We start from the raw sequence: 21,030 nt of genomic DNA, 5'->3' as shown, positions 1-21,030 counted from the left end.
CTGTCACTTATCAAACTAATCATATCGAAGAGAAACTTAAATTTAACAAAAAATTAACACAATTTTTTAACTAATATAACAAATATTTTTTTTTAAGCTTAGGTTAATTATTTGTAGTTTTTTAAGGCTTGTTGCACGTCTCTTTGGAGAGTCTTCTGCTTTAAGTCTTCTCTCTTATCGTGAAGTTTTTTCCCTCTTGCAGTTGCAATTTGCATTTTTATCATGTTTTTTGAATTAAAATAAAGTTTAAGAGGAACTAAAGTTATTCCATCTTTTGTTACTTTAGAATATAACTTTTCAATCTCTTTTTTATGTAATAAAAGTTTTCTATCTCTTCTCTCATTTGGTCTAAAAGTTGTATGTGCTGTACTTAAATGAGTGATATGCATATTTAATACAAAAACTTCATTTTTAATTATTCTTACAAATGAATCTTTTAAGTTAACTCTTCCATCTCTAGCAGCCTTAACTTCACTACCTTCAAGTACTATTCCAACTTCCATTGTATCTAATATTTCATAATCATGAAAAGCTTTTTTATTTTTAAATACTAAATTTTTTTTTACTTCTTTTTTACTCATATTTTACCTTGAAAAATGAACTACCACTTCCACTAAAAAAATATCCATTTTTGTCATATTTTTTTAAATTTTCATATACATCTGAAGCAGCTTCATATAAATCATTTGCCTCTTCTATATTATATAATGATAAAATCTCTTTTGATTTAAGATTTAATAATTTATCTTTTAATTGATTATCTATCTCTTTATAAAACTTATCTCTAAATCTCATAAAAATTTTACCTGTATTACACTCTATTTTTGGAGTAATTATTTCAAAATCTAAAACTTCTTCATCAAATTTTTCTACAATCTCACCAATTCCCGTAACATTTGCACTATTATATTCATATATAAAAAAAGGAACATCTGCACCTATTTGTACACCGATAGTAGCTAACTGATCTTTTGATAAATTTAAAGTACAAGCCTCATTTACCATAAGCATAAAAGTTGCAGCATTTGAACTGCCACCACCAAGTCCAGCAAACTCTGGAATACTTTTATTTACTATTACGCAATATTTTTTAAAATACTCTTCAACTTTTGGTGATATATCTTTTAACTTTTCATAGGCTTTATATATTGTATTCTTTTTTGTTTCACAACCAAAATTACCAACTAAGGTAAAATCTTCAAATCTACCCTCATCAAAACTTATTACATCGTATAAAGAAGGCACTCTTACAAATCTAGATACTATTTCATGATAATTATCTCTTTTTCCAGAGATTTTTAAAAATACATTAACTTTTGCAAAAGACTGCTTAATCATCCAGTAATACCTTATTTAATAAATATTTGATTTCATCATTTTCTATTTGGATTATACTAAAAAATGTATCAAATCTAATTAGATATTTTCCATCTTCTTGATATTTAAAATATTTTTTTTGAATCTTCTTCCCATTTTCAAAATAACTTTTATCTCCAAAATAGATGTTTTCTTTTAAATCTAAGTAGTCAATTGGATTTAAATCTTTTTCATTTTCAAATTTAAATTCACCCTCATTTAATCTATCTAAAAAAGAGAGTGTACCTACCCTATTTAGTCTTTGAAGTAAAATTTGAGCTAAACTTCTAATGTATGAGCCTTCACTTACACTTGCTTCAAATGTTATAAAAGGGTGTCTATAAGAGATAAATTTAGTGTCATATATATTCATAGTTGACTTTTTCATTTCAACATCTTTTCCCTCTCTAGCTAAATCGTAAGCTCTTTTCCCATCAATCTTTTTTGCTGAGAATTTAGGAGGATAATATTCATGGGTACCAACTAGTTTTTCAATCTCATTTTTTACTAGTTTTTCATTAAGTTTTTTTTCATCTTTTATATCTATGATATTTTCAATATCAAGTGATTCTGAACTTGCCCCTAACCAAACAACAGTTCTATAGGTTTTAGGTGTTTTTTTTAAAAACTGAAACAGTTTAGAATATTGCCCAAATGCAACAATTAAACATCCACAAGCAAAGGGATCAAGTGTACCAGAAAATCCTGCTTTTTTATTTCGATATTTTCTTTTTATTTGATTTAGATATGAGTTTGAACTTCTAAATATTGGTTTTTTTACAACAATTAATTTATTTAATTGCTTATTATCATAAAGTTTTTTTTGCATCGATATCTTATATTTTCTCTACAAATGATGAAAGAATATCTCTTATTTGTCCACCAAAATTAATTGTTAATTTATGGTCTTTTCCAGCTTTTGAGGCTTTTTGTACTCTTCCCATACCAAATATTTTATGTTGAACTAAATCACCTTTTTTATAAGCAGAGTTCTTCTCAATAGTAAGACTACCTTTTATAAGCCCAGATTCACTTAAAAATCTACTTTTAAGAAGGTTCGCTCTTTTTCCTTTGTAAAATCTAGAATGAACAAAAGATAAAGTAAGTGTATCCATAGCTCTAGTTAAGGCTACATAACCTAATCTTCTTTCCTCTTCTATATCACTTCCATCACCAATAATCGGGAAAAAACCTTCTTCTAAACCTATAATAAATACATGTTTATACTCTAAACCTTTTGATGAGTGGATACTCATCATAGATACAGCTTGTTCTGTTAATTCACTTTGTTCAGATTCTAAAGCTATTTCATTTAAAAAATCTTCTAAATTTAAGTGGGGATTTTGTATAAAAAAGTCTCTGATATATCCGTAAAACTCATCAATATTTGCTTGTCTATCAAATCCATCTGGTACATTATCAAATGAAGCTCTATAATCAAAGGTATCTTCAAAGGTATCTAGAAATCTCATTTTTGATTCATCCAAAATATCTCTTAAATCCATAATTGAAGCAATAAATACTTTTAATGTTCTTGAGTTTTTCTTCCCTACAATTGTTGCTAACTCATCAGGAGAGCTTTCTTCAATAATAGTAAAAATTGGTTTTTTAGTTTCTATTGATTTAGCTTCAAGTTTATCAATAGTTGTTTTTCCAATTCCCCTTTTTGGTTTATTTACAATTCTTTTAAAAGAGAAGTTATCAGTTGAATTAGTAAGAATTCTAAAATAAGCAATTAAATCTTTTATTTCTGCTCTTTCATAGAATTTCATACCACCTATAAGTCTATAATTGATTCCTGCTTTATTAAAGCCCTCTTCTAAAGATCTTGATAAGGCATTTACTCTAAATAATATTGCAATATCTTTAGCAGATTCACCCCTTGAAACTAATCTGGTAATATCATCAATAAGTTTTCTTGTTTCCTCATTTTCATCATGAGATTCATAAACTTTTACACTTTCACCCTTGTCTCTAGTACCTTTTAGTTTCTTTCCTAATCTATCTCTATTGTGTTCTATAAGCTGATTTGCATGTTCTAAAATTGTATCTGTAGATCTGTAGTTTTCTTCTAGTTTAACTACCTTAGTATCTTTAAAATTATCTGCAAAATTTAATATATTTTTGATAGTTGCACCACGCCAACCATAAATAGATTGGTCATCATCACCAACAACACAAAGATTATCATGGGTATGACAAAGTTTTCTTAATAGTTTATATTGTAATTCATTTGTATCTTGATACTCATCAACCATTACATATTGATACTTTTGACTAACCTCTTTTGCTAAATTTTCATTTTTTTCTAATATAAGATAAGGCAATAATAATAGGTCATCAAAATCAACTAAATTATTTTTTAAAAGATATGCTTCATACTTCTCATATATATCTGCTATTTGCTGATAAATTTTTAATTGAGCTGCAGCTTTTGCTTCACTTGGAGTTAATAATGTATTTTTGTATTTTGATATTTCTGAAACTAAAAGTGAAGTTGTAATCTCTTTATCTATTGATTTTAATATTCTTTTTTTGTCATCATTATCAATAATTATAAATGAATTTTTTCTTCCTAATTCACTCATATGAAATTTTAGAAAAAGTAGTCCAAATTTGTGAAAAGTACATAATAAAGGCGGAGTATTCACTGTAGTTGAATCTATCATAGAATAAGCTCTTTCTCTCATCTCTGTTGCAGCTTTATTTGTAAATGTTAAAGTTAATATTGAACTTGGATCAATCCCTATTGAGATAAGATATGCAAGTCTAGTTGTAATAGTTTTTGTTTTACCTGAACCAGCACCTGCTAAAATTAGAAGTGCACCATCAATATGTTTTGCTGCTGATTGCTGAGATTCATTAAGTGAGTTTAAAAAATTTTCCGACATTTTCTCTCCATTAAATATAAATTATATCATAAATTCAATAAATTAACTCTTCTTTAATATTTTTATTTATAAACAAATGTTATTATTATCATTACAAATTATAAAAGGTAACCAAAGATGTTAACAGATTTTGCAAAATTAGAGACTTTTTTAACAGTAGTAAGAGAGAAATCTTTTTCTAAAGCATCTGCTAAACTAGGTATTTCTCAGCCTGCAGTAACACAACAAATGAAATTTATTGAAGACTATCTTGATGTACAAGTAGTTGATAGAAAGAAAAATGGTATTAGACTTACTAAAGAGGGTCAAATGCTATATTCAATCGCCCAAAAAATCGAAAGATGTGTTAATAATGGTGAAAAAGAATTACTTAAAATTATGAATAAAGATGTTACTTTTGTATTTGGTGCTTCATTTATTATCGGAAATTATATTTTACCTAGATTTTTAAACAATCTAAAAGAGAATATCAACAACGATGTATCGATAAATGTATCTGTATCTCATAAAGCAATTGAAGACTTATTAGACAAAAAAATTGATATGGCTTTAGTTGAGAACTATATTCCTGATGAGGATATCATTTATAGAGAATGGATGGATGATGAGATTGTAATTTTCTCAAACCAAGAGCTACCAGCAAAAGCAAAAGCAGATGATTTATTATCATATAAGTGGGTGTGTAGAAACCCTGATTCTCATACTAGACTGATTTTCAAAGAATCTTTAGATAAAGCTAATTATCCTGATTGTGATACTTTTGATGTTACAAGTGAAGTAACAAGTGCTACAACTATTGTTCAAACAGTTTTACATTCAGACAAAAGTGAAAGACCAACAGTTTCTATTGTATCAAGAAATGCAATTGAATCATTACTTAAAGCGGGAGCTTTATTTGAGTCAAGAATTGGTAATCACAAAATGTCAAGAAAACTATATATTGCATATAGAAAAGATAGAAAGCATGATGCATTTATTGAAAATGTAGTAGACTATCTATTAAAAATTAAATAGTATTAAGAGAGTTTTTCTCTTAATATTTTAATCCCTCTTTTAATAAACCTTCTCTTATTTTTTTTATTTGTTTATGTTTATTTTTGCACCATAAAGGTGAAAGTAGCGTACTGTCATCAATACCAGCTGTTACCCTTTGAACAGATACATTATCAGGTAAATTTTTAATTGATTTAACAACAGTATCAACATATAATTCTTCACTAATAGGTGTGAAATTTCCTTTTTTATACTCTTTTGTAAGAAGTGTATTTTTAACTACATATAAAGGATGAAATTTAATAGAATCAACTTTCAAATCAAGGGTTTTATAAAAAGAGTTTAACATCATCTCTTGGGTTTCATCAGGCAGTCCATAGATTAAATGACCACAAACATTTAATCCTCTTTGTTTAGTCTTTTTAATCCATTCAATCATATTAGCTGAATCATCGCCTCTATTGATTTTATCTAAGGTTTTATCATAAAATGACTGGATCCCATACTCTACCCAAATCTCTTTATCTTTTGCTAAATCTTCTAAATAGTCTAATATCTCATCAGTCATACAATCGGTTCTAGTACCAATAGAAAGCCCTATTACATTGTCAAAACTAAGTGCTTTAGAGTATAAAGCTTTTAAGGTTTCAAATGGGGCATAAGTGTTTGTAAATGATTGAAAATAAACAATAAATTTTTTAGCTCCAAACTTATTTTCAAGTCTTTGTTTTGTTGCATTAAATTGCATCTCTAATTGCATTAATTGCTTATCTAAAAAAGGATTTTCATTTACCCTTGGATTTAATTTAAAACTAGGTTTTTTTTCTTGAAGGTTTGGAGAGAAAGAATCATTTTCACAAAAAGTACAACCACCTTTAGCAACACTTCCATCTATATTTGGGCATGTAAAACCTGAGATTGATATGGGGGTTTTATAAACTTTTTCTTTAAACTTTTTTTTGAAGTACCTACCTATAGTAAGTACTTCTTTTGTTTGTTTTTTAGTTTTATTTTGTAACGAAATAGTCACCATCAAAACTTTCTAATGCGTAGTTTCTACCATTTCCAATTGAGCTAACTAAATCATCAATTGATAAATATTCTAATGAATCTGCTTCAATATATTCACAAATTTCCTCTTTTGTCATTCTATGTGAAATTAACTCCTCTTTTGAAGGGGTATCAATTCCATAAAAATTTGGGAATTTTATCTCTGGACTTGCAACTCTAAAGTGAACCTCTTTAGCTCCAGCTTCTTTAAGCATTCTAACTATTCTTTTTGAAGTAGTTCCTCTAACAATAGAATCATCAATTACAAGTAAAGACTTACCTTTTATTAAAGATCTCATTGGTGAAAGTTTCATTTTAACTTTCATATTTCTCATCTCTTGAGTTGGTTCAATAAAAGTTCTTCCCACATAGTGGTTTCTGATAATTCCATATTTAAAAGATATTCCACTCTCTTGGGCATATCCTAATGCTGCTGGAACTCCTGAATCTGGAACTGGTATTACCATATCTGCTTTTATGTTTTTTGCTTTATCATTTTGAGCAAGGGCTTTACCCATATTTTCTCTTGTATTGTAAACATTTTTACCATCAATTTCAGAATCTGGTCTAGCAAAATATACATATTCAAAGGCACAAGGTCTAAATTCTGGTTCAAATAATTGAATAGATTCTGGTTCAGCTTTTTTAGAGAATATTAACATTTCACCTGGATTAATATCTCTTACAAACTCAGCATCAACAAGTTCAAATGCACAAGTTTCACTAGCAACAATATATCCACCAGATTTTAATTTTCCTAAAGATAAAGGTCTAATACCATATCTATCTCTAATAACAAATTGTTTATTTCTAGATTGAATAATAAAACAATAAGCACCAATAGTCTTTTCTAAAGCAGAAGTTATTCTATCTCTTAATCTACCTTTATTACTTTTTGCAATAAGATGAATAAGATTTTCTGTATCCATTCCAGTTTGAAAGATAGCACCATTATCAATAAGTTCTTGTCTAACTTCTTCTTTATTTATAAGATTTCCATTGTGTACAATAGAGATTTCACCTAGGCTATATTTAGCAAATACAGGCTGTGCATCTAAGATTGAATCGCTTCCTGCAGTTGAATATCTATTATGACCAATTGCCATATCACCTTTTAAATATTTTAAAGCTTCATCAGTAAAAACTTCTGAAACTAATCCACTATTTTTTTTAGTATAAATTTTCCCTTCACAAGAGGAAGAGATACCAGTTGCTTCCTGACCTCTATGTTGCATTGAAAATAGAGCTAAAGAAGCCAACCTTGCAGCGTTATCATTACCATAAATACCAACTATTGCACACATACTAAACCTTCTTATAGACCTAAACAGTCATTAATTGAATATAAACCAGCTTCCTGATTAACTAGCCACTTTGCAGCTTTAATTGCACCTCTTGAAAAAGTGTTTCTTGAAGTTGCTGTGTGATGAAGCTCAATAAACTCACCATCATTGTATAGACCAACTGTGTGTCTTCCAACAATATCTCCACCTCTTAAACTCATAACACCGATTTCATCTTTTGTTCTTGCACCAATTACACCATCTCTTCCAGAAACTCTTACAGCATCAAGATCTAAGTCCCTAGCTTTTGCTGCATGCTCTGCAAGTGTTAAAGCTGTTCCTGATGGAGAATCAACTTTATATCTGTGATGTTGCTCAACTATTTCACAATCAAAATCTCTTAGTGCTTTACTTGCCAATGAAACTAATTTATTTAGTACTGCAACACCTAAACTCATGTTTGTTGCATATAATACTGGAACTTTTTTAGAAGCTTCAATAAGTAAATTTTGTTGATGTTTATTAAATCCAGTTGTAGCAATAACTAATGGTTTTCCACCATTTTCTACAACCTCTTCAAGTAAGCTTTGTGTAGCTGCAGGAGCTGAAAAATCAATTATAACATCACAAGAATCTAATAAAACTCTCATATCATTAGTCACAACTGTCCCTTCTGGAACACTCTTCTTTAATTCATCAAAAACATGACAAGCTTTTAAATTTGCATTTTCATCTAATGCTAAATCATCAATTAAAAGTGAACCTACTCTACCTGTACTACCTACAATACCTACATTAACCATCTAATTTATCCTTATTTTATAGACTTTGAAGTCTAAATTATTACCCTAAATATTCTATAATATCTACTGCTGCTGTTGCACCATCACCTGCCGCACAAACAACTTGTTTCGCTGCATCAATTCTAACATCACCTGCTGCATATAAACCTGGAACTGAAGTTTTCATTTTTAAATCTACTATAATTTCACCTTGTTCATTTACATCACAAAGGAAAGAACCATCATCTTGTTTTAAAGGCTCATTTAAAACATCTCTTCCAACAAAAACAAATACACCAGGAACTGGTAAATCTCTGATTTCTCCAGACTCTTTGCTTTTTACTTTAAGACCAGTAACTCCTGACATATCACCATAAACTTCTTCAACAGTTACATTAGAAACCTCTTCAATATTTTCACAAGCTTTCATATGTTCAATTGTACTTGGCGCTGCTCTATATGTATCTCTTCTATGTACTAAATATACTTTTGAACAAATTTTTGAAAGGTAAACAGCTTCTTCTAAAGCAGAATCACCACCACCAATTAAAGCTACCTCTTTACCTTTGTAGAAGAAACCATCACAAGTTGCACAAGTAGAGATTCCTCTACCAAAGAATTTATCTTCACCCTCAAATCCAGCACGTCTAGGAACAGAACCTGTTGCCAATAATACAGATTTTGCTTCTTGTGTTTTACCATCTGCAGTTGTAACAGTAAAAACATCACCCTCTTTTGTAACTTTAGAAACTTGATTCATCTCATGTTTTAAACCAAATTTTTGACATTGCTCTGGCCAGTTTTGCATTAAATCCATACCAGACATGATACTACCTTGACCTGGATAGTTTTCGATTTCAGAACTTCCAGTAATTTGTCCACCAGGCATACCCATTTCAAACATCGTTACATTTTTTAAACCACCTCTAGTTGCGTATAAACCTGCAGTAAGCCCAGCTGGACCACCACCAATAATTGCTAAATCTAACATAAATTCATCCTTTTGTTTATTATACTAAAATAAAAAATGTAATCCACATATGCACTTTTTTATAAGGGCATAATGATACTAAATTTTAATTAAGTAATAGATTAATTAAAACTATTATTGAGGATAATTATTTTCCTTTAGTAAATTTTATCGTATTTAACAACATTTCTTCTGAAAAAATACTTTGATTATTATTTATTGATATTTTTTTAACTTACTTTAAGGTATTATACAGACTTCTAAATAAAGGTATTATAATGGAATTACTAGACAAATTTATATCTTCAGCTTCCGGTTTTGTATGGGGTGTTCCCATGCTTGTACTATTAGTTGGAACAGGTTTATATTTAACTATAAGATTAAAAGGTATGCAGTTTTGGGCCTTAGGTCATGCAGTAAAACTTATATTTGAAAAAGAAAAAAGTGCCAAAGGTGATATATCACATTTTCAAGCTCTTATGACGGCACTTGCGGCAACAGTTGGAATAGGAAATATTGTTGGTGTAGCTACAGCTATCACATTTGGAGGTCCTGGTGCAGTATTCTGGATGTGGGTTACTGGCTTAGTTGGTATGGCCACAAAATATTCAGAAGCAATTTTAGCTGTTAAATATAGAGAGAAAGGTAAACATGGGTATAAAGGTGGACCTATGTATTATTTAGCAAATGGTTTAAAAATGCACAAATTAGCTTTTGCCTTTGCATTATTTACTGTTATCGCTTCATTTGGTATAGGAAATATGACCCAATCAAATGCAGTTGCAAATGCTATATATTCACAATTTGACATACCAACTTGGATTACAGGTGTAGTTCTACTTACTATTACATCTTTTGTAGTTATTGGTGGTATTAAATCAATAGGAAAAACAACTTCTTTTTTAATACCATTCATGATTATAGTATACCTTATTACTTCATTGAGTATTATTGTTACTAACTTTGACAAAGTTGGTGATGCATTTTATTTAATTTTTTATCATGCATTTAACCCAATAGCAGCTGGTGGTGGTTTTGCTGGTGCAGCTGTTGCAGCAGCTATTAGATACGGTATTGCTAGGGGTGTATTTTCAAATGAATCAGGTCTTGGTTCTGCTCCTATTGCAGCAGCTGCAGCTAAAACTGATGATCCAGTTAAACAAGCTTTAGTTTCCATGACACAAACTTTTATTGATACCTTACTTGTATGTACAATGACTGCTGTTATTATTCTTATGGCTCCGATATGGACAACTGGTGGAAGTGCAGGAGACTTAACTTTAAAAAGTTTTAATTTCTTTTTGGGTGATTTTGGTTCAATTGTTATTGTAATTGCTACAGTATTATTTGGGTACTCAACAATACTTGGTTGGTCTTATTATGGAGAAAGAGCTTTTGAATATATATTTGGTTCAAAATCAATAAAACTTTATAGAATCGTTTTTGTTAGTTTTATTGTAGTTGGAGCAATGACAGAATTAAAACTTGTATGGAATTTTTCAGACCTTGCAAATGGTCTTATGGCAATTCCTAACTTAATAGCACTACTTCTTCTTTCTAAAGTTATAACTGAAGAAACTAACAGATACTTCAAAAAATAGTACAAGCTTTTGCTTGTACTAAAAATAAAATAAAAATTAAAAATTTATATTAAATACCACTTTAAAGTCATTTTACATTTGTAAACTTCTCCCTATGAAATAAGAAAAACTCTTAAAGGAGAAGAAATGGACAAAGTTATAGAGGCCTTTACAGGCATCAATGAAGAAGGTAAGAAAAGTAGAATTCCTGCAAAACTTGATAAAGCTTTAACAGCTTCAGGTGTGTTACTTGCTATTTTTATGATGGCACATATGTTTTTTGTTTCTACTATTCTTTTTGGTGAGAAAACAATGTATACAGTAACAAAGATGTTTGAATTAGATTTCATCTTTGATGGAGGTCTTCCTATCATTGTTAGTGTATTTGTTGGTGTAATTACAGCAATTTTTATTGTACATGCAATTTTAGGTGTAAGAAAATTTCCAACATCGTATAGAGCATATCTTAGAATAAGAGAACACTCTAAAATGATGAAACACACAGATACTTCTATGTGGATGTTTCAATGGATTAGTGGATTTATTATGATGTTTGCAGCAATGATTCACTTATATATAATGTTTACACAACCTGAAAATATCGGACCATATGCTAGTGCACACAGAGTTGTAAGTGAAAATATGTGGCTTTTATATATGGTTTTATTAATCTGTGTTGAACTTCATGGTTCAATTGGACTTTATAGAGCTGCTATGAAATGGGGTTGGTTTGATGGAGAAAATCCAAAAGAAACTAGAGCAAAAATGCTTAAAGCAAAAAAATATGTAAGTATCTTTTTCTTAACTTTAGGTGCAGTTACACTTTTAGCTTATATCAAAATAGGTATTGAAAGAGCAGATCATCTTCCAATGAAATATAATCCAACAGATACTATAGAAATAATTAAAAAGTAAGGGTGATATTATGAAAATAAAATATTGTGATGCATTAGTAATCGGTGGTGGATTAGCAGGCCTAAGAGCCGGTGTTGCCGCTGCGCAAAAAGGTTTAAGTACAACAGTTTTAAGTTTAGTTCCAGTTAAAAGATCTCACAGTGCAGCTGCACAAGGTGGTATGCAAGCATCTTTAGGTAATGCAAAAATGTCTGAAGGTGATAATGAAGATGTTCACTTTGCTGATACAGTAAAAGGTTCAGACTGGGGATGTGATCAAGATGTAGCAAGAATGTTTGTAACAACAGCTCCAAAAGCAATAAGAGAATTAGCAGCTTGGGGTGTGCCTTGGACAAGAATTAAAAAAGGTAATCATGAAGCAGTTATCAATACAAAAAGAACAACAATTTTTGAAGATGATAATAAACATGGTTTAATCAACTCAAGAGATTTTGGTGGTACAAAAAAATGGAGAACATGTTATACATCTGATGCAACAGGCCATACTATGTTATTTGCAGTTGCAAATGAATCATTAAAATTAGATGTAAATATTGAAGATAGAAAAGAAGCTATTGCTTTAATCCACCACAATAATAGATGTTATGGAGCAGTTGTTAGAGATTTAATTACAGGTGAAATTGCTGCATATGTTGCAAAAGGTACTCTAATAGCAACTGGTGGATATGGAAGAATATATGAAATTACTACAAATGCAGTAATCTGTGAAGGTATTGGTACTGCTATTGCTTTAGAAACAGGTGTTGCAAAACTTGGAAATATGGAAGCTGTACAATTTCACCCTACTCCACTTTTCCCATCAGGTATTTTATTAACTGAAGGTTGTAGAGGTGATGGTGGTGTTCTAAGAGATGTAGATGGACACAGATTTATGCCAGATTACGAACCTGAGAAAAAAGACCTAGCTTCAAGAGATGTTGTATCAAGAAGAATGATGGAACATATGAGAAAAGGTAAAGGTGTAGAATCACCATACGGTACACACCTTTGGTTAGATATCTCTATTTTAGGTAGAGAACATATTGAAAAAAATCTAAGAGATGTTCAAGAGATTTGTGAATATTTTGCAGGGATTGACCCAGCAGATGAAGGTAAAAAAGGATGGGCACCAGTTCACCCAATGCAACACTATTCTATGGGTGGTATTAGAACTAAACCAACTGGTGAGTCACAAACTTTAGCTGGACTGTTTAGTGCTGGTGAAGCTGCTTGTTGGGATATGCATGGATTTAATAGACTTGGTGGTAACTCAGTATCTGAAACTGTTGTTGCAGGTATGATTGTAGGTAACTATTTTGCTGATTATTGTATAGAAAATCAAATCGATATTAAAACAGAAATTATCGAAAAATTTGTTTTCGAAAAAGAAAGTTATATGAAAGAGTTAGTTTCTAAAAATATTGGTGAAGATGTTTTCAAAATTAAAAATAGAATGAAAAAAATCATGCAAGAGTATGTAGGTATTTTTAGAGATGGTGAAGGTCTTGCAAAAGCAGTTAAAGAGTTAGAAGAGTTATATATAAAATCTAAAAATGTAGCTGTAAAAAATAAACAATTAAGTGCAAACCCAGAACTAGAAGAAGCATATAGAGTTCCAATGATGTTAAAAGTTGCACTTTGTGTGGCAAAAGGTGCACTTGACAGAACAGAATCAAGGGGAGCTCATACAAGAGAAGATTATCCAAAAAGAGATGATGAAAACTGGTTAAAAAGAACTATTACATCATGGGTAGAGGGTGATACTATGCCTACAGTTGAATATGAGCCATTAGATATTATGAAAATGGAAATTCCTCCTGGATTTAGAGGTTATGGAGCAAAAGGTAATCTAATAGAAAACCCTTTAAGTGCAGTTAGACAACAAGAGGTTGATGATATTAAAGAGAAAATGGAAGCTGAAGGTAAAGACAGATATCAAATCCAAGAAGCTTTAATGCCATTTGAATTACAAAGTGAATACAAAAGAAAAAATGTAAGATTAGGAGATGAGTAATGTCTAGAGAGTTAACAATCAAGGTTCTTAGATACGATCCACAAAATAAAGATGAAAAACTAAGAGGGTATTTCCAAGAGTATAAAATTCAAGAAGCAGATAGTATGACAATCTATCTTGCTCTTACACAAATCAGAGAAACGATGGATGCAGGTCTTAGCTTTGACTTTGTATGTCGTGCAGGTATTTGTGGAAGTTGTGCAATGATGATTAATGGTAGACCAAAGTTAGCTTGTAGAACATTAACAAAAGATTTACCAAATGAGATTATTCTTTTACCTCTTCCTACATTTAAACTAATCAAAGACCTTTCAGTTAATACTGGGGTTTGGATGGATGAGATGAGTAAAAGAGTTGAATCTTGGATTCACACTTCTAAAGAGACTGATATTGCAGCAATTGAAGAGCCAATTGAACCAGAAGTTGCAGATGCAGTATTTGAACTTGACAGATGTATTGAGTGTGGATGTTGTGTTGCAGGTTGTGGTACAAAACTTATTAAAGAAGACTTTGTAGGTGCGGTTGGATTAAATAGGGTTGCAAGATTTGAGTGTGACCCACATGATGAGAGAACAGCTGATGATTATTATGAATTAGTTGGTGATGATAATGGTATTTTTGGATGTATGACACTATTAGGTTGTGAAGATACTTGCCCTAAACACTTACCATTACAAAATAAAATCGCCTATATGAGAAGAAAACTTGCAACAGTGCAAGGTTCATAAGGAGAATATTATGGCTAAAATTACACAAGAAGATATAAAACAAAGTATAGCAGATGCAGTACAATATATTTCGTACTACCATCCAGAAGATTTCGTAAAAGGGATGGTTGAAGCATATGAAAAAGAGAAAAGTGAATCAGCAAAAAATGCAATCGGACAAATATTAATAAACTCAAAAATGTGTGCAATGGGTCATAGACCCTTGTGCCAAGATACAGGAAGTGTAAATGTATTTATAAAAATAGGTACAAAAGCCGAGCTTGATATCACAAATGAATTAGAAGATATTATCAACGCAGGTGTAGCTCAAGGTTATACTCATCCAGATAATACTCTAAGATACTCAATTGTAAGTGATCCTGCAGGTGAAAGAAAAAATACAAAAAATAATACTCCAGCAGTAATCCACTATAGTGTAGATAACTCAGATAAAATAGAGATCACAGTTGCAGCAAAAGGTGGAGGAAGTGAAAATAAATCTAAATTCACTGTTTTAAATCCATCTGATGATATCTATACTTGGGTTATGGATAATGTAGCACAAATGGGAGCTGGATGGTGTCCTCCAGGAATCTTAGGTATTGGTATTGGTGGAAATCCAGAAAAAGCAATGCTTATGGCTAAAGAAGCTTTAATGGGTCATGTTGATATTCATGAACTTAAAGAAAGAGGACCTCAAAATGCAGTTGAAGAGTTAAGACTAAGACTATATGAAGATATCAATAAAATTGGTATTGGTGCACAAGGACTTGGTGGTATCACAACTGTATTAGATGTAAAAATCTTAGATTACCCATGTCACGCCGCTTCATTACCAGTAGCTATGATTCCAAACTGTGCAGCTACTAGACATATTCATTTTGAATTAGATGGTAATGGAGCAGCTAAATTTGAGAAACCAGATTTAGACCTTTGGCCAGATATTGAATTACCAATGGATACTATTAAGAAAGTAAATATTGAAGATTTAACAAAAGAGAAACTACAAGAGTTTAAATCAGGTGATACATTACTATTATCTGGAAAAATCTTAACTGCAAGAGATGCAGCTCATAAAAAAATAGTTGAATATAAAAATGCAAATAAACCACTTCCAAATGGAGTAGATTTAAAAGACAGATTTATTTATTATGTTGGACCAGTTGATCCAGTAAGAGATGAGAAAGTTGGACCTGCTGGACCTACTACATCTACAAGAATGGATAAATTTACAAAAGACATGATGGAAATTGGAATCATGGGAATGATTGGTAAAGCTGAAAGAAAGCAACCAACAATTGATTTAATCAAAGAGTATAAATCTATGTATTTAATTGCAACAGGTGGAGCAGCTTATTTAATTTCACAATCAATTAAAGATGCAAAAGTATTAGCATTTGAAGAGATGGGAATGGAAGCTATTTATGAGTTTGAGGTAAAAGACATGCCTGTTACTGTTGCTGTTGACACAGAAGGTAACTCTATTCATACTACTGGGCCTGCTAAATGGAGAGCTATTTAGTATGTGTTTTAATCTAATTCAGGAGGTGACACAAGAAAAAATTATACAAGCTTCTTAACAAAATGAATTTAATCGTCCTACTAAAAGCCTTAGATTTTTCTAAGGCTTTTTACTAACACAATGTCACATTTTTATTTAGAGAGTATCCCATACCTTTTACTATAACAATACGATCCCCAGGAAGTTTTTTTCTTAATCTTTTTATCATTGACCTTATATTTACAAGTGTAGTTTCTTCACCTTCCCATACATATTCTTCCAACTCATCGTATGTTGCTACATGGTGTAAGTTTGATGAAAAAAGTTCTAAAAATAAAATCTCTTTTTTAGTAAGTTCAATCTCTAAATCATTTTTAAAAAGTTTATGATTTATAAAATCATACTTATACTCTTCATCAAAATTTAAATATTGTTTTTTTACAACACAAAGTTTTTTAACCTTTTGGACAAGTTCTAAAATATAAAAAGGTTTTTTTAGATAATCATCGCACCCTTTTTCATAAGACTTTTGTATTTTTTCTAAATCATGATTTGAACTAATGATAATAACAGGTATTGTACTATGGTTATATCTTATATACTCTAAAATAGATATTCCATCAAGATTAGGAACATTTATATCTAAAATAAAACATGAATAACCGTTTCCTAAAGCTTCTGAAGCATCATCTCCATCAAAAAAACAATCAACAGTATATCCTTCTGCAACTAATGCTTGTTTTATAACATTTGACAATCTTTCATTATCTTCTAAAACTAAAATTTTCATACTTTTTGTCCTAATCTTATAGTAAACATTGCTCCATCCTCTACATTTTTAACAAAAATTTGTCCATCCATTTTATCTTCAATAATAACTTTAGTCATATAAAGACCAATACCATGACCATCCTCTTTAGTTGTAAAATATGGTTCAAAAATTTTATATGGATTTTCATCTTTAATCCCACCTGCATTATCTTTTATAGTTATTATTAGATGGTCACCATGATTTAACAAATTAATATCAATTTTTCTATCTTTATAATCTTTATTTAAAAGTGCATCTTTTGCATTGTTTATTATATTTAAAAAAGATTGCATAAACTCATTTTTATACCCATATACATTAAGATTTGTATTCTTTTCTATATTTAGACTTATTTTTATATTATTATACTTCATATTATGATGGACAATTTGAAGCATAGATTTTATTGCTTCTTCAATATTAAAATTAATTTTTTTATTTGAAGGCATTATAAATTTTTGGAAATCATTAATTGTATCAGTCATATAGGTTACTTGATGCATAATATCTTTTACAAAACTATCATCTTCTTTTATATCTTTACAGTTTTTTGTATAAAATAGTTCTTGAGCAATTGCGGTTATTTCCACAAGGGGTGATTTCCATTGATGTGCAATAGAAGAAAATATTTCACCAATCTCTGCTAATTTACTTTGTTGAATTACAAACTGTCTATTTTTTTGTTGTTCTAAAGCTATCTCTTTCTCTTTTGTAATATCTGTAAAAATAGTTACATAACCCTCTGCACTACTTTTTTTATCTTTAAACTGCTCTTGTTTAAGAAGATAAATTCTATTTTTACCAAAAGTATCTTCATAATGAAACTCATAATTTTCATCTTCATTTTGTCTATATTTTTCTAATACTTCTATTACTTTTGAAACTTTTATATTATCTTTAAAATCCTCAAGTCTTTTTCCATATAAATCTTTGCACTCAACCTCAACCAATCTACAAAAAGTATTATTTGAATCAACAATTATCCCTTTTGAATCTTGCCAAAAAATTGGACTTTCAATTGCATTTAAAAGGGTTTCGTCAAATTCAATTCTACTTCTTAAATCTTTTTCAACCTGCTTTCTCATATATATGTTATGAATCAAACCTAAAATAAGAAAAACTAAAAAAGGTGAAATAGTAAAGACAAAATTAATAAATCCTCTATGTTTATCATAATAAGTCAATCTTTTATTTACCAACTCATATGGAACTTTAAGAGCTTCCACTGGAAGAGTAAATTCTCCCAATTTAGTTGAATCAAAAATATAATATAAATCATCAGATATTACAACTTTATGAGGCTTTCCAGCTAATATGTCTAAAGCCATTTCTCCTGAAGTAATTCCAAATCTATATAAATCAACAACTTTTCCACCAGTTGCTCCTTTTTTTATAAATAAAGAATCTGTAACAAAAATTGGAATCTTTGCATCTTTTATAAAATCTGCTATCTCTTGGTTTTTATTTAATTCACCATTTGTATTTTTATAAAACCTTATAAAAAGTGCCGCACTAGATTCCTCTTTTTTAGAAAATCTTTTTCTCAAATCTTCTAAGCTATCCTCTTTTATATATTTTAAATCAAAACTTCCATTAAAATTATCAATTAATTCATTTATAAGTGGTTCAGTATGTAGAGCATTTAGACTTTTATCATTTATAATATAAAGTTTATTCATACTTGGAAAAATTGTACGAATAATGTCTACATTTCCTTGGAGATCTCTTCTTTCAAGTAAGGCAGAAACTTTATCTTCCACCCCATAGTTTTTAGCTTTTTCTTGGGAGAAATTTTCAATTCCAACTGCAAGTATGGGCTCATCATCAAAAAAGTCATTGTATATATCCAAAACAAAATCGTATGCAAACCTATCAACAGCAATTATTAAATCATATTTTCTGTTTTTTAACTGTACTTTATATAACTTCTCCAAACTATTTAAATACTCTTCTGAAGTAACTCTTTTAGAATCCATATATAAAATATTTAAATCAATATCTGTATGACTATATAATGTTTTTTCTATACCATTAATAATGTTGTCACTAAACTCATATCCCTTATGATATGAATTAATAATCAAAATAGAATTATTAGCAAAAAGAAAAATTGGAAAGATTAAAAATAAAAGTAGCTTCTTCATAGTAGATATTATAGTGAAGTTTAAATAAAAAAAGAGGTCAAAAAAGCTTGACCTCTTTTAAATCTATTCTCAAGATTTATAGAATAATAAATCCAAGTAAAACTAAGGCAGCTAAGAATAAAGCTCCGAAGATTCCACCTAACATCCACCATTTTGCTTGAGATATATATCCAGCTCCATACCAAATTGGTGAAGGACCTGTAGCATATGGAGTTATAATACCCATAAGACCTAAAGAACCAACAAGTAACATTGCAGTTGGTTGAAGCATCTCAACTGGTAATAGATTTGCTGCAATTCCTAAGAATAAAGGAAGTAAAGCAACAACATGCGCAGTTACACTTGCAAATAAATAGTGGAATAAGAAGAATAATATTACCAATATAATTCCTATCATCACAGGATCAAGACCAACTAGCCAGCTTGAAATAAGACCTGATGCCCATTTTAAATATCCAACTTTTTTTAACCCTGCTGCCATTGCAACTAAAGTAGCAAACCAAATGAATACATTGATTGCACCTTTATTTGTAATTACATCTTCCCAAGATATTACGTTAAATAACACAAGTAAACAAAGTACTGCAATAGCTGCAACTGTACCATTTACTCCAAATTGTTTTCCAAATATCCATAAAACTAAAGCTAAGATACCAAAGCATAACATTAATATCTCTTTTTTAGAGATTGAACCCATTTTTTCTAATTCAGCTGCTGCCCATGCTGGAGCTTCAGGAGAATATTTTTGTTCTGGCGGATAAATAATATATGCTAAATATGGTACTGCTAAAAATAAAGGCACCATAATCATCGCTAAAGTAGTAAACCAAGTTCCCCACTCAATAGCAACACCAATATTTTTTTCAACTAATGAAACTGCTAGCAAGTTTGGTGCTAGTGCAGTTAAAAACATTGAACTAGTTACACAAGTAGCTGCAATTGCAACCCATGAAATATAAGAACCTATTTTTCTTGGTTCATTATCTGGTAATGAATTAAACATTTGTGGAATGTTAATAGCAATAGGGAAAATAGTCCCCGCACTTCTTGCTGTATTAGAAGGCATAAATGGTGATAAAATACCATCAGCAAACGCTACAGCATACCCTAAACCAAGAGTTGTTTTACCAAGTTTTTTAACCAATATCAATGATATACGTTTTCCTAAACCTGATTTTTTGTAACCTAATGCAAACATAAATGCTGCAAAAATCAACCAGATTACACCGTTTGAGAAACCACTTAAGGCCCAATCTCTTGCTTCTTTCGCACTTTCTCCAACTAATCCAAAAGTAGCAGAAAATGCAACACCAACTAAACCAATTAATGCTGGTGGGATAGGCTCCAAAATAAGCCCAACAATTACTCCTAGAAACACTGCGAAGAAATAGTGTGCATTTACAGCTAAACCTTCAGGTGTAGGAAGAAGTGCTACAACAACCGCAATTACTATTGGAATTGCCATTTTTACATTATTGCTCATAACATATCCTTTTTATAAATTCTTTTTATAATGAAATGATAAATCAACTAAGTGGCTTTAGTGTGACATTTTTATTAATTTCAAAATTTAAGTAAAAAAAAAGGGATGAGATAAAAATCTCATCCCTTTAATAAACTTCCGATAATTCTTATAATAAAGAGTTAATTTTGTCTACGAAAGCTTGTTTTGATGCTGCACCAACCATTTGATCTACAATTTCACCATCTTTCATGAAAATAATAGTTGGAATAGATCTAATTCCATACTTAACCGCTAAGTCTTGTTGCTCATCTGTATTTACCTTACAAATATTAGCTTTACCTTCAAATTCTTCAGCTAATTCTTCAATAACTGGAGCAATCATTCTACAAGGTCCGCACCATGGAGCCCAAAAATCGACTAATGATACACCAGAACTAGTAACTTGCTCGAAGTTATCAGGAGTTAAATCTACATATTTACCCATGTTTTTTCCTTTTTTTTAAATGTACATAGTCAAAATTATACTTATTAAACCTTAAATATAGTTGTATCTTTACTTATCCTAATCTATCATAAATCAATTTTTTGT

The 21,030-nt window shown here is 30.1% G+C and carries 18 protein-coding genes; 6 read left to right on the top strand and 12 right to left on the bottom strand.

The window, feature by feature from the left end; genetic code table 11:
- Positions 1–107: 107 nt before the first annotated feature.
- From smpB to ACKU3H_RS05510, 4 genes are read right to left on the bottom strand one after another with little or no spacing between them, the layout of a single operon-like run.
- Entirely contained in the window at positions 108–581 is a 474-nt protein-coding gene (gene smpB, locus ACKU3H_RS05525; RefSeq protein WP_320035976.1) for an SsrA-binding protein SmpB, read from the bottom strand.
- The gene (locus tag ACKU3H_RS05520) at positions 574–1,338 is read right to left on the bottom strand and encodes a 4-(cytidine 5'-diphospho)-2-C-methyl-D-erythritol kinase (RefSeq protein ID WP_320035975.1); all 765 of its coding nucleotides are present in this window, start codon (positions 1,336–1,338) and stop codon (positions 574–576) included. The genes smpB and ACKU3H_RS05520 overlap by 8 nt, the downstream gene beginning before the upstream one ends.
- The gene (gene truB / locus ACKU3H_RS05515; RefSeq protein ID WP_320035974.1) at positions 1,331–2,185 is read right to left on the bottom strand and encodes a tRNA pseudouridine(55) synthase TruB; all 855 of its coding nucleotides are present in this window, start codon (positions 2,183–2,185) and stop codon (positions 1,331–1,333) included. Before truB ends, ACKU3H_RS05520 begins: the two co-directional genes overlap by 8 nt.
- 7 nt (positions 2,186–2,192) lie before the next feature.
- Positions 2,193–4,247 (bottom strand): UvrD-helicase domain-containing protein, encoded by a 2,055-nt coding sequence (locus ACKU3H_RS05510; protein WP_320035973.1) that lies wholly within the window; start codon positions 4,245–4,247, stop codon positions 2,193–2,195.
- A 117-nt stretch (positions 4,248–4,364) separates the two neighbouring features.
- On the opposite strand from ACKU3H_RS05510, the gene ACKU3H_RS05505 reads away from it, so the two are divergent.
- Complete coding sequence (locus tag ACKU3H_RS05505) at positions 4,365–5,261, top strand: LysR family transcriptional regulator (protein ID WP_320035972.1); 897 nt, start codon at positions 4,365–4,367, stop codon at positions 5,259–5,261.
- Between the two features lie 19 nt (positions 5,262–5,280).
- Here ACKU3H_RS05505 and ACKU3H_RS05500 read toward each other — a convergent pair whose 3' ends face one another.
- Genes ACKU3H_RS05500 through trxB form a run of 4 tightly spaced genes read right to left on the bottom strand, consistent with a single transcriptional unit; the run spans position 5,281 to position 9,346 of the window.
- Positions 5,281–6,273, bottom strand: a complete 993-nt coding sequence (locus tag ACKU3H_RS05500; protein ID WP_320035971.1) for a TIGR01212 family radical SAM protein — start codon at positions 6,271–6,273, stop codon at positions 5,281–5,283.
- Positions 6,248–7,594, bottom strand: a complete 1,347-nt coding sequence (gene purF / locus ACKU3H_RS05495; protein WP_320035970.1) for an amidophosphoribosyltransferase — start codon at positions 7,592–7,594, stop codon at positions 6,248–6,250. Before purF ends, ACKU3H_RS05500 begins: the two co-directional genes overlap by 26 nt.
- 11 nt (positions 7,595–7,605) lie before the next feature.
- Positions 7,606–8,376, bottom strand: coding sequence for a 4-hydroxy-tetrahydrodipicolinate reductase (gene dapB / locus ACKU3H_RS05490; RefSeq protein ID WP_320035969.1), 771 nt, complete (start codon positions 8,374–8,376; stop codon positions 7,606–7,608).
- Positions 8,377–8,416: 40 nt separating this feature from the next.
- Positions 8,417–9,346, bottom strand: a complete 930-nt coding sequence (gene trxB, locus ACKU3H_RS05485; protein ID WP_320035968.1) for a thioredoxin-disulfide reductase — start codon at positions 9,344–9,346, stop codon at positions 8,417–8,419.
- A 257-nt stretch (positions 9,347–9,603) separates the two neighbouring features.
- Between trxB and ACKU3H_RS05480 the strand changes: the two genes are divergently transcribed.
- From ACKU3H_RS05480 to ACKU3H_RS05460, 5 genes are all read left to right on the top strand, one after another.
- Positions 9,604–10,926 carry a sodium:alanine symporter family protein gene (locus ACKU3H_RS05480; protein WP_320035967.1) on the top strand — a complete coding sequence of 441 codons (1,323 nt, stop codon included), beginning with the start codon at positions 9,604–9,606 and terminating at the stop codon, positions 10,924–10,926.
- Positions 10,927–11,052: 126 nt separating this feature from the next.
- The gene (locus ACKU3H_RS05475; protein ID WP_320035966.1) at positions 11,053–11,820 is read left to right on the top strand and encodes a fumarate reductase cytochrome b subunit; all 768 of its coding nucleotides are present in this window, start codon (positions 11,053–11,055) and stop codon (positions 11,818–11,820) included.
- Positions 11,821–11,830: 10 nt separating this feature from the next.
- On the top strand, positions 11,831–13,813 hold the full coding sequence (locus tag ACKU3H_RS05470; protein ID WP_320035965.1) for a fumarate reductase flavoprotein subunit: 1,983 nt from the start codon (positions 11,831–11,833) through the stop codon (positions 13,811–13,813).
- Positions 13,813–14,541, top strand: a complete 729-nt coding sequence (locus tag ACKU3H_RS05465) for a fumarate reductase iron-sulfur subunit (protein ID WP_320035964.1) — start codon at positions 13,813–13,815, stop codon at positions 14,539–14,541. The genes ACKU3H_RS05470 and ACKU3H_RS05465 overlap by 1 nt, the downstream gene beginning before the upstream one ends.
- Positions 14,542–14,551: 10 nt before the next feature.
- The gene (locus ACKU3H_RS05460) at positions 14,552–16,042 is read left to right on the top strand and encodes a fumarate hydratase (RefSeq protein WP_320035963.1); all 1,491 of its coding nucleotides are present in this window, start codon (positions 14,552–14,554) and stop codon (positions 16,040–16,042) included.
- Positions 16,043–16,154: 112 nt separating this feature from the next.
- Here the strand turns inward: ACKU3H_RS05460 and ACKU3H_RS05455 are convergent, their stop codons facing one another.
- From ACKU3H_RS05455 to trxA, 4 genes are all read right to left on the bottom strand, one after another.
- Positions 16,155–16,811: a response regulator transcription factor gene (locus ACKU3H_RS05455; RefSeq protein WP_320035962.1), complete on the bottom strand. Its 657-nt coding sequence runs from the start codon at positions 16,809–16,811 to the stop codon at positions 16,155–16,157.
- Positions 16,808–18,976 (bottom strand): ABC transporter substrate binding protein, encoded by a 2,169-nt coding sequence (locus ACKU3H_RS05450; RefSeq protein WP_320035961.1) that lies wholly within the window; start codon positions 18,974–18,976, stop codon positions 16,808–16,810. Before ACKU3H_RS05450 ends, ACKU3H_RS05455 begins: the two co-directional genes overlap by 4 nt.
- Positions 18,977–19,052: 76 nt before the next feature.
- Entirely contained in the window at positions 19,053–20,459 is a 1,407-nt protein-coding gene (locus ACKU3H_RS05445) for a DASS family sodium-coupled anion symporter (protein WP_320035960.1), read from the bottom strand.
- 148 nt (positions 20,460–20,607) lie between these two features.
- Positions 20,608–20,925 carry a thioredoxin gene (trxA, locus tag ACKU3H_RS05440; RefSeq protein ID WP_320035959.1) on the bottom strand — a complete coding sequence of 106 codons (318 nt, stop codon included), beginning with the start codon at positions 20,923–20,925 and terminating at the stop codon, positions 20,608–20,610.
- Between the last annotated feature and the right edge of the window lie 105 nt (positions 20,926–21,030).

The organism is Halarcobacter sp. (genome assembly GCF_963675975.1).
Classification (GTDB): Bacteria; Campylobacterota; Campylobacteria; order Campylobacterales; family Arcobacteraceae; genus Halarcobacter.
Note: the sequence above shows the minus strand (reverse complement) of the source record. Positions and strands in the feature narration are given on the sequence as shown.

Bases quoted from the DNA above. Each gene is read 5' to 3' on its own strand.
- smpB (WP_320035976.1), bottom strand. From the start codon at position 581: ATGAGTAAAAAAGAAGTAAAAAAAAATTTAGTATTTAAAAATAAAAAA.
- ACKU3H_RS05520 (WP_320035975.1), bottom strand. From the start codon at position 1,338: ATGATTAAGCAGTCTTTTGCAAAAGTTAATGTATTTTTAAAAATCTCT.
- truB (WP_320035974.1), bottom strand. From the start codon at position 2,185: ATGCAAAAAAAACTTTATGATAATAAGCAATTAAATAAATTAATTGTT.
- ACKU3H_RS05510 (WP_320035973.1), bottom strand. From the start codon at position 4,247: ATGTCGGAAAATTTTTTAAACTCACTTAATGAATCTCAGCAATCAGCA.
- ACKU3H_RS05505 (WP_320035972.1), top strand. From the start codon at position 4,365: ATGTTAACAGATTTTGCAAAATTAGAGACTTTTTTAACAGTAGTAAGA.
- ACKU3H_RS05500 (WP_320035971.1), bottom strand. From the start codon at position 6,273: ATGGTGACTATTTCGTTACAAAATAAAACTAAAAAACAAACAAAAGAA.
- purF (WP_320035970.1), bottom strand. From the start codon at position 7,594: ATGTGTGCAATAGTTGGTATTTATGGTAATGATAACGCTGCAAGGTTG.
- dapB (WP_320035969.1), bottom strand. From the start codon at position 8,376: ATGGTTAATGTAGGTATTGTAGGTAGTACAGGTAGAGTAGGTTCACTT.
- trxB (WP_320035968.1), bottom strand. From the start codon at position 9,346: ATGTTAGATTTAGCAATTATTGGTGGTGGTCCAGCTGGGCTTACTGCA.
- ACKU3H_RS05480 (WP_320035967.1), top strand. From the start codon at position 9,604: ATGGAATTACTAGACAAATTTATATCTTCAGCTTCCGGTTTTGTATGG.
- ACKU3H_RS05475 (WP_320035966.1), top strand. From the start codon at position 11,053: ATGGACAAAGTTATAGAGGCCTTTACAGGCATCAATGAAGAAGGTAAG.
- ACKU3H_RS05470 (WP_320035965.1), top strand. From the start codon at position 11,831: ATGAAAATAAAATATTGTGATGCATTAGTAATCGGTGGTGGATTAGCA.
- ACKU3H_RS05465 (WP_320035964.1), top strand. From the start codon at position 13,813: ATGTCTAGAGAGTTAACAATCAAGGTTCTTAGATACGATCCACAAAAT.
- ACKU3H_RS05460 (WP_320035963.1), top strand. From the start codon at position 14,552: ATGGCTAAAATTACACAAGAAGATATAAAACAAAGTATAGCAGATGCA.
- ACKU3H_RS05455 (WP_320035962.1), bottom strand. From the start codon at position 16,811: ATGAAAATTTTAGTTTTAGAAGATAATGAAAGATTGTCAAATGTTATA.
- ACKU3H_RS05450 (WP_320035961.1), bottom strand. From the start codon at position 18,976: ATGAAGAAGCTACTTTTATTTTTAATCTTTCCAATTTTTCTTTTTGCT.
- ACKU3H_RS05445 (WP_320035960.1), bottom strand. From the start codon at position 20,459: ATGAGCAATAATGTAAAAATGGCAATTCCAATAGTAATTGCGGTTGTT.
- trxA (WP_320035959.1), bottom strand. From the start codon at position 20,925: ATGGGTAAATATGTAGATTTAACTCCTGATAACTTCGAGCAAGTTACT.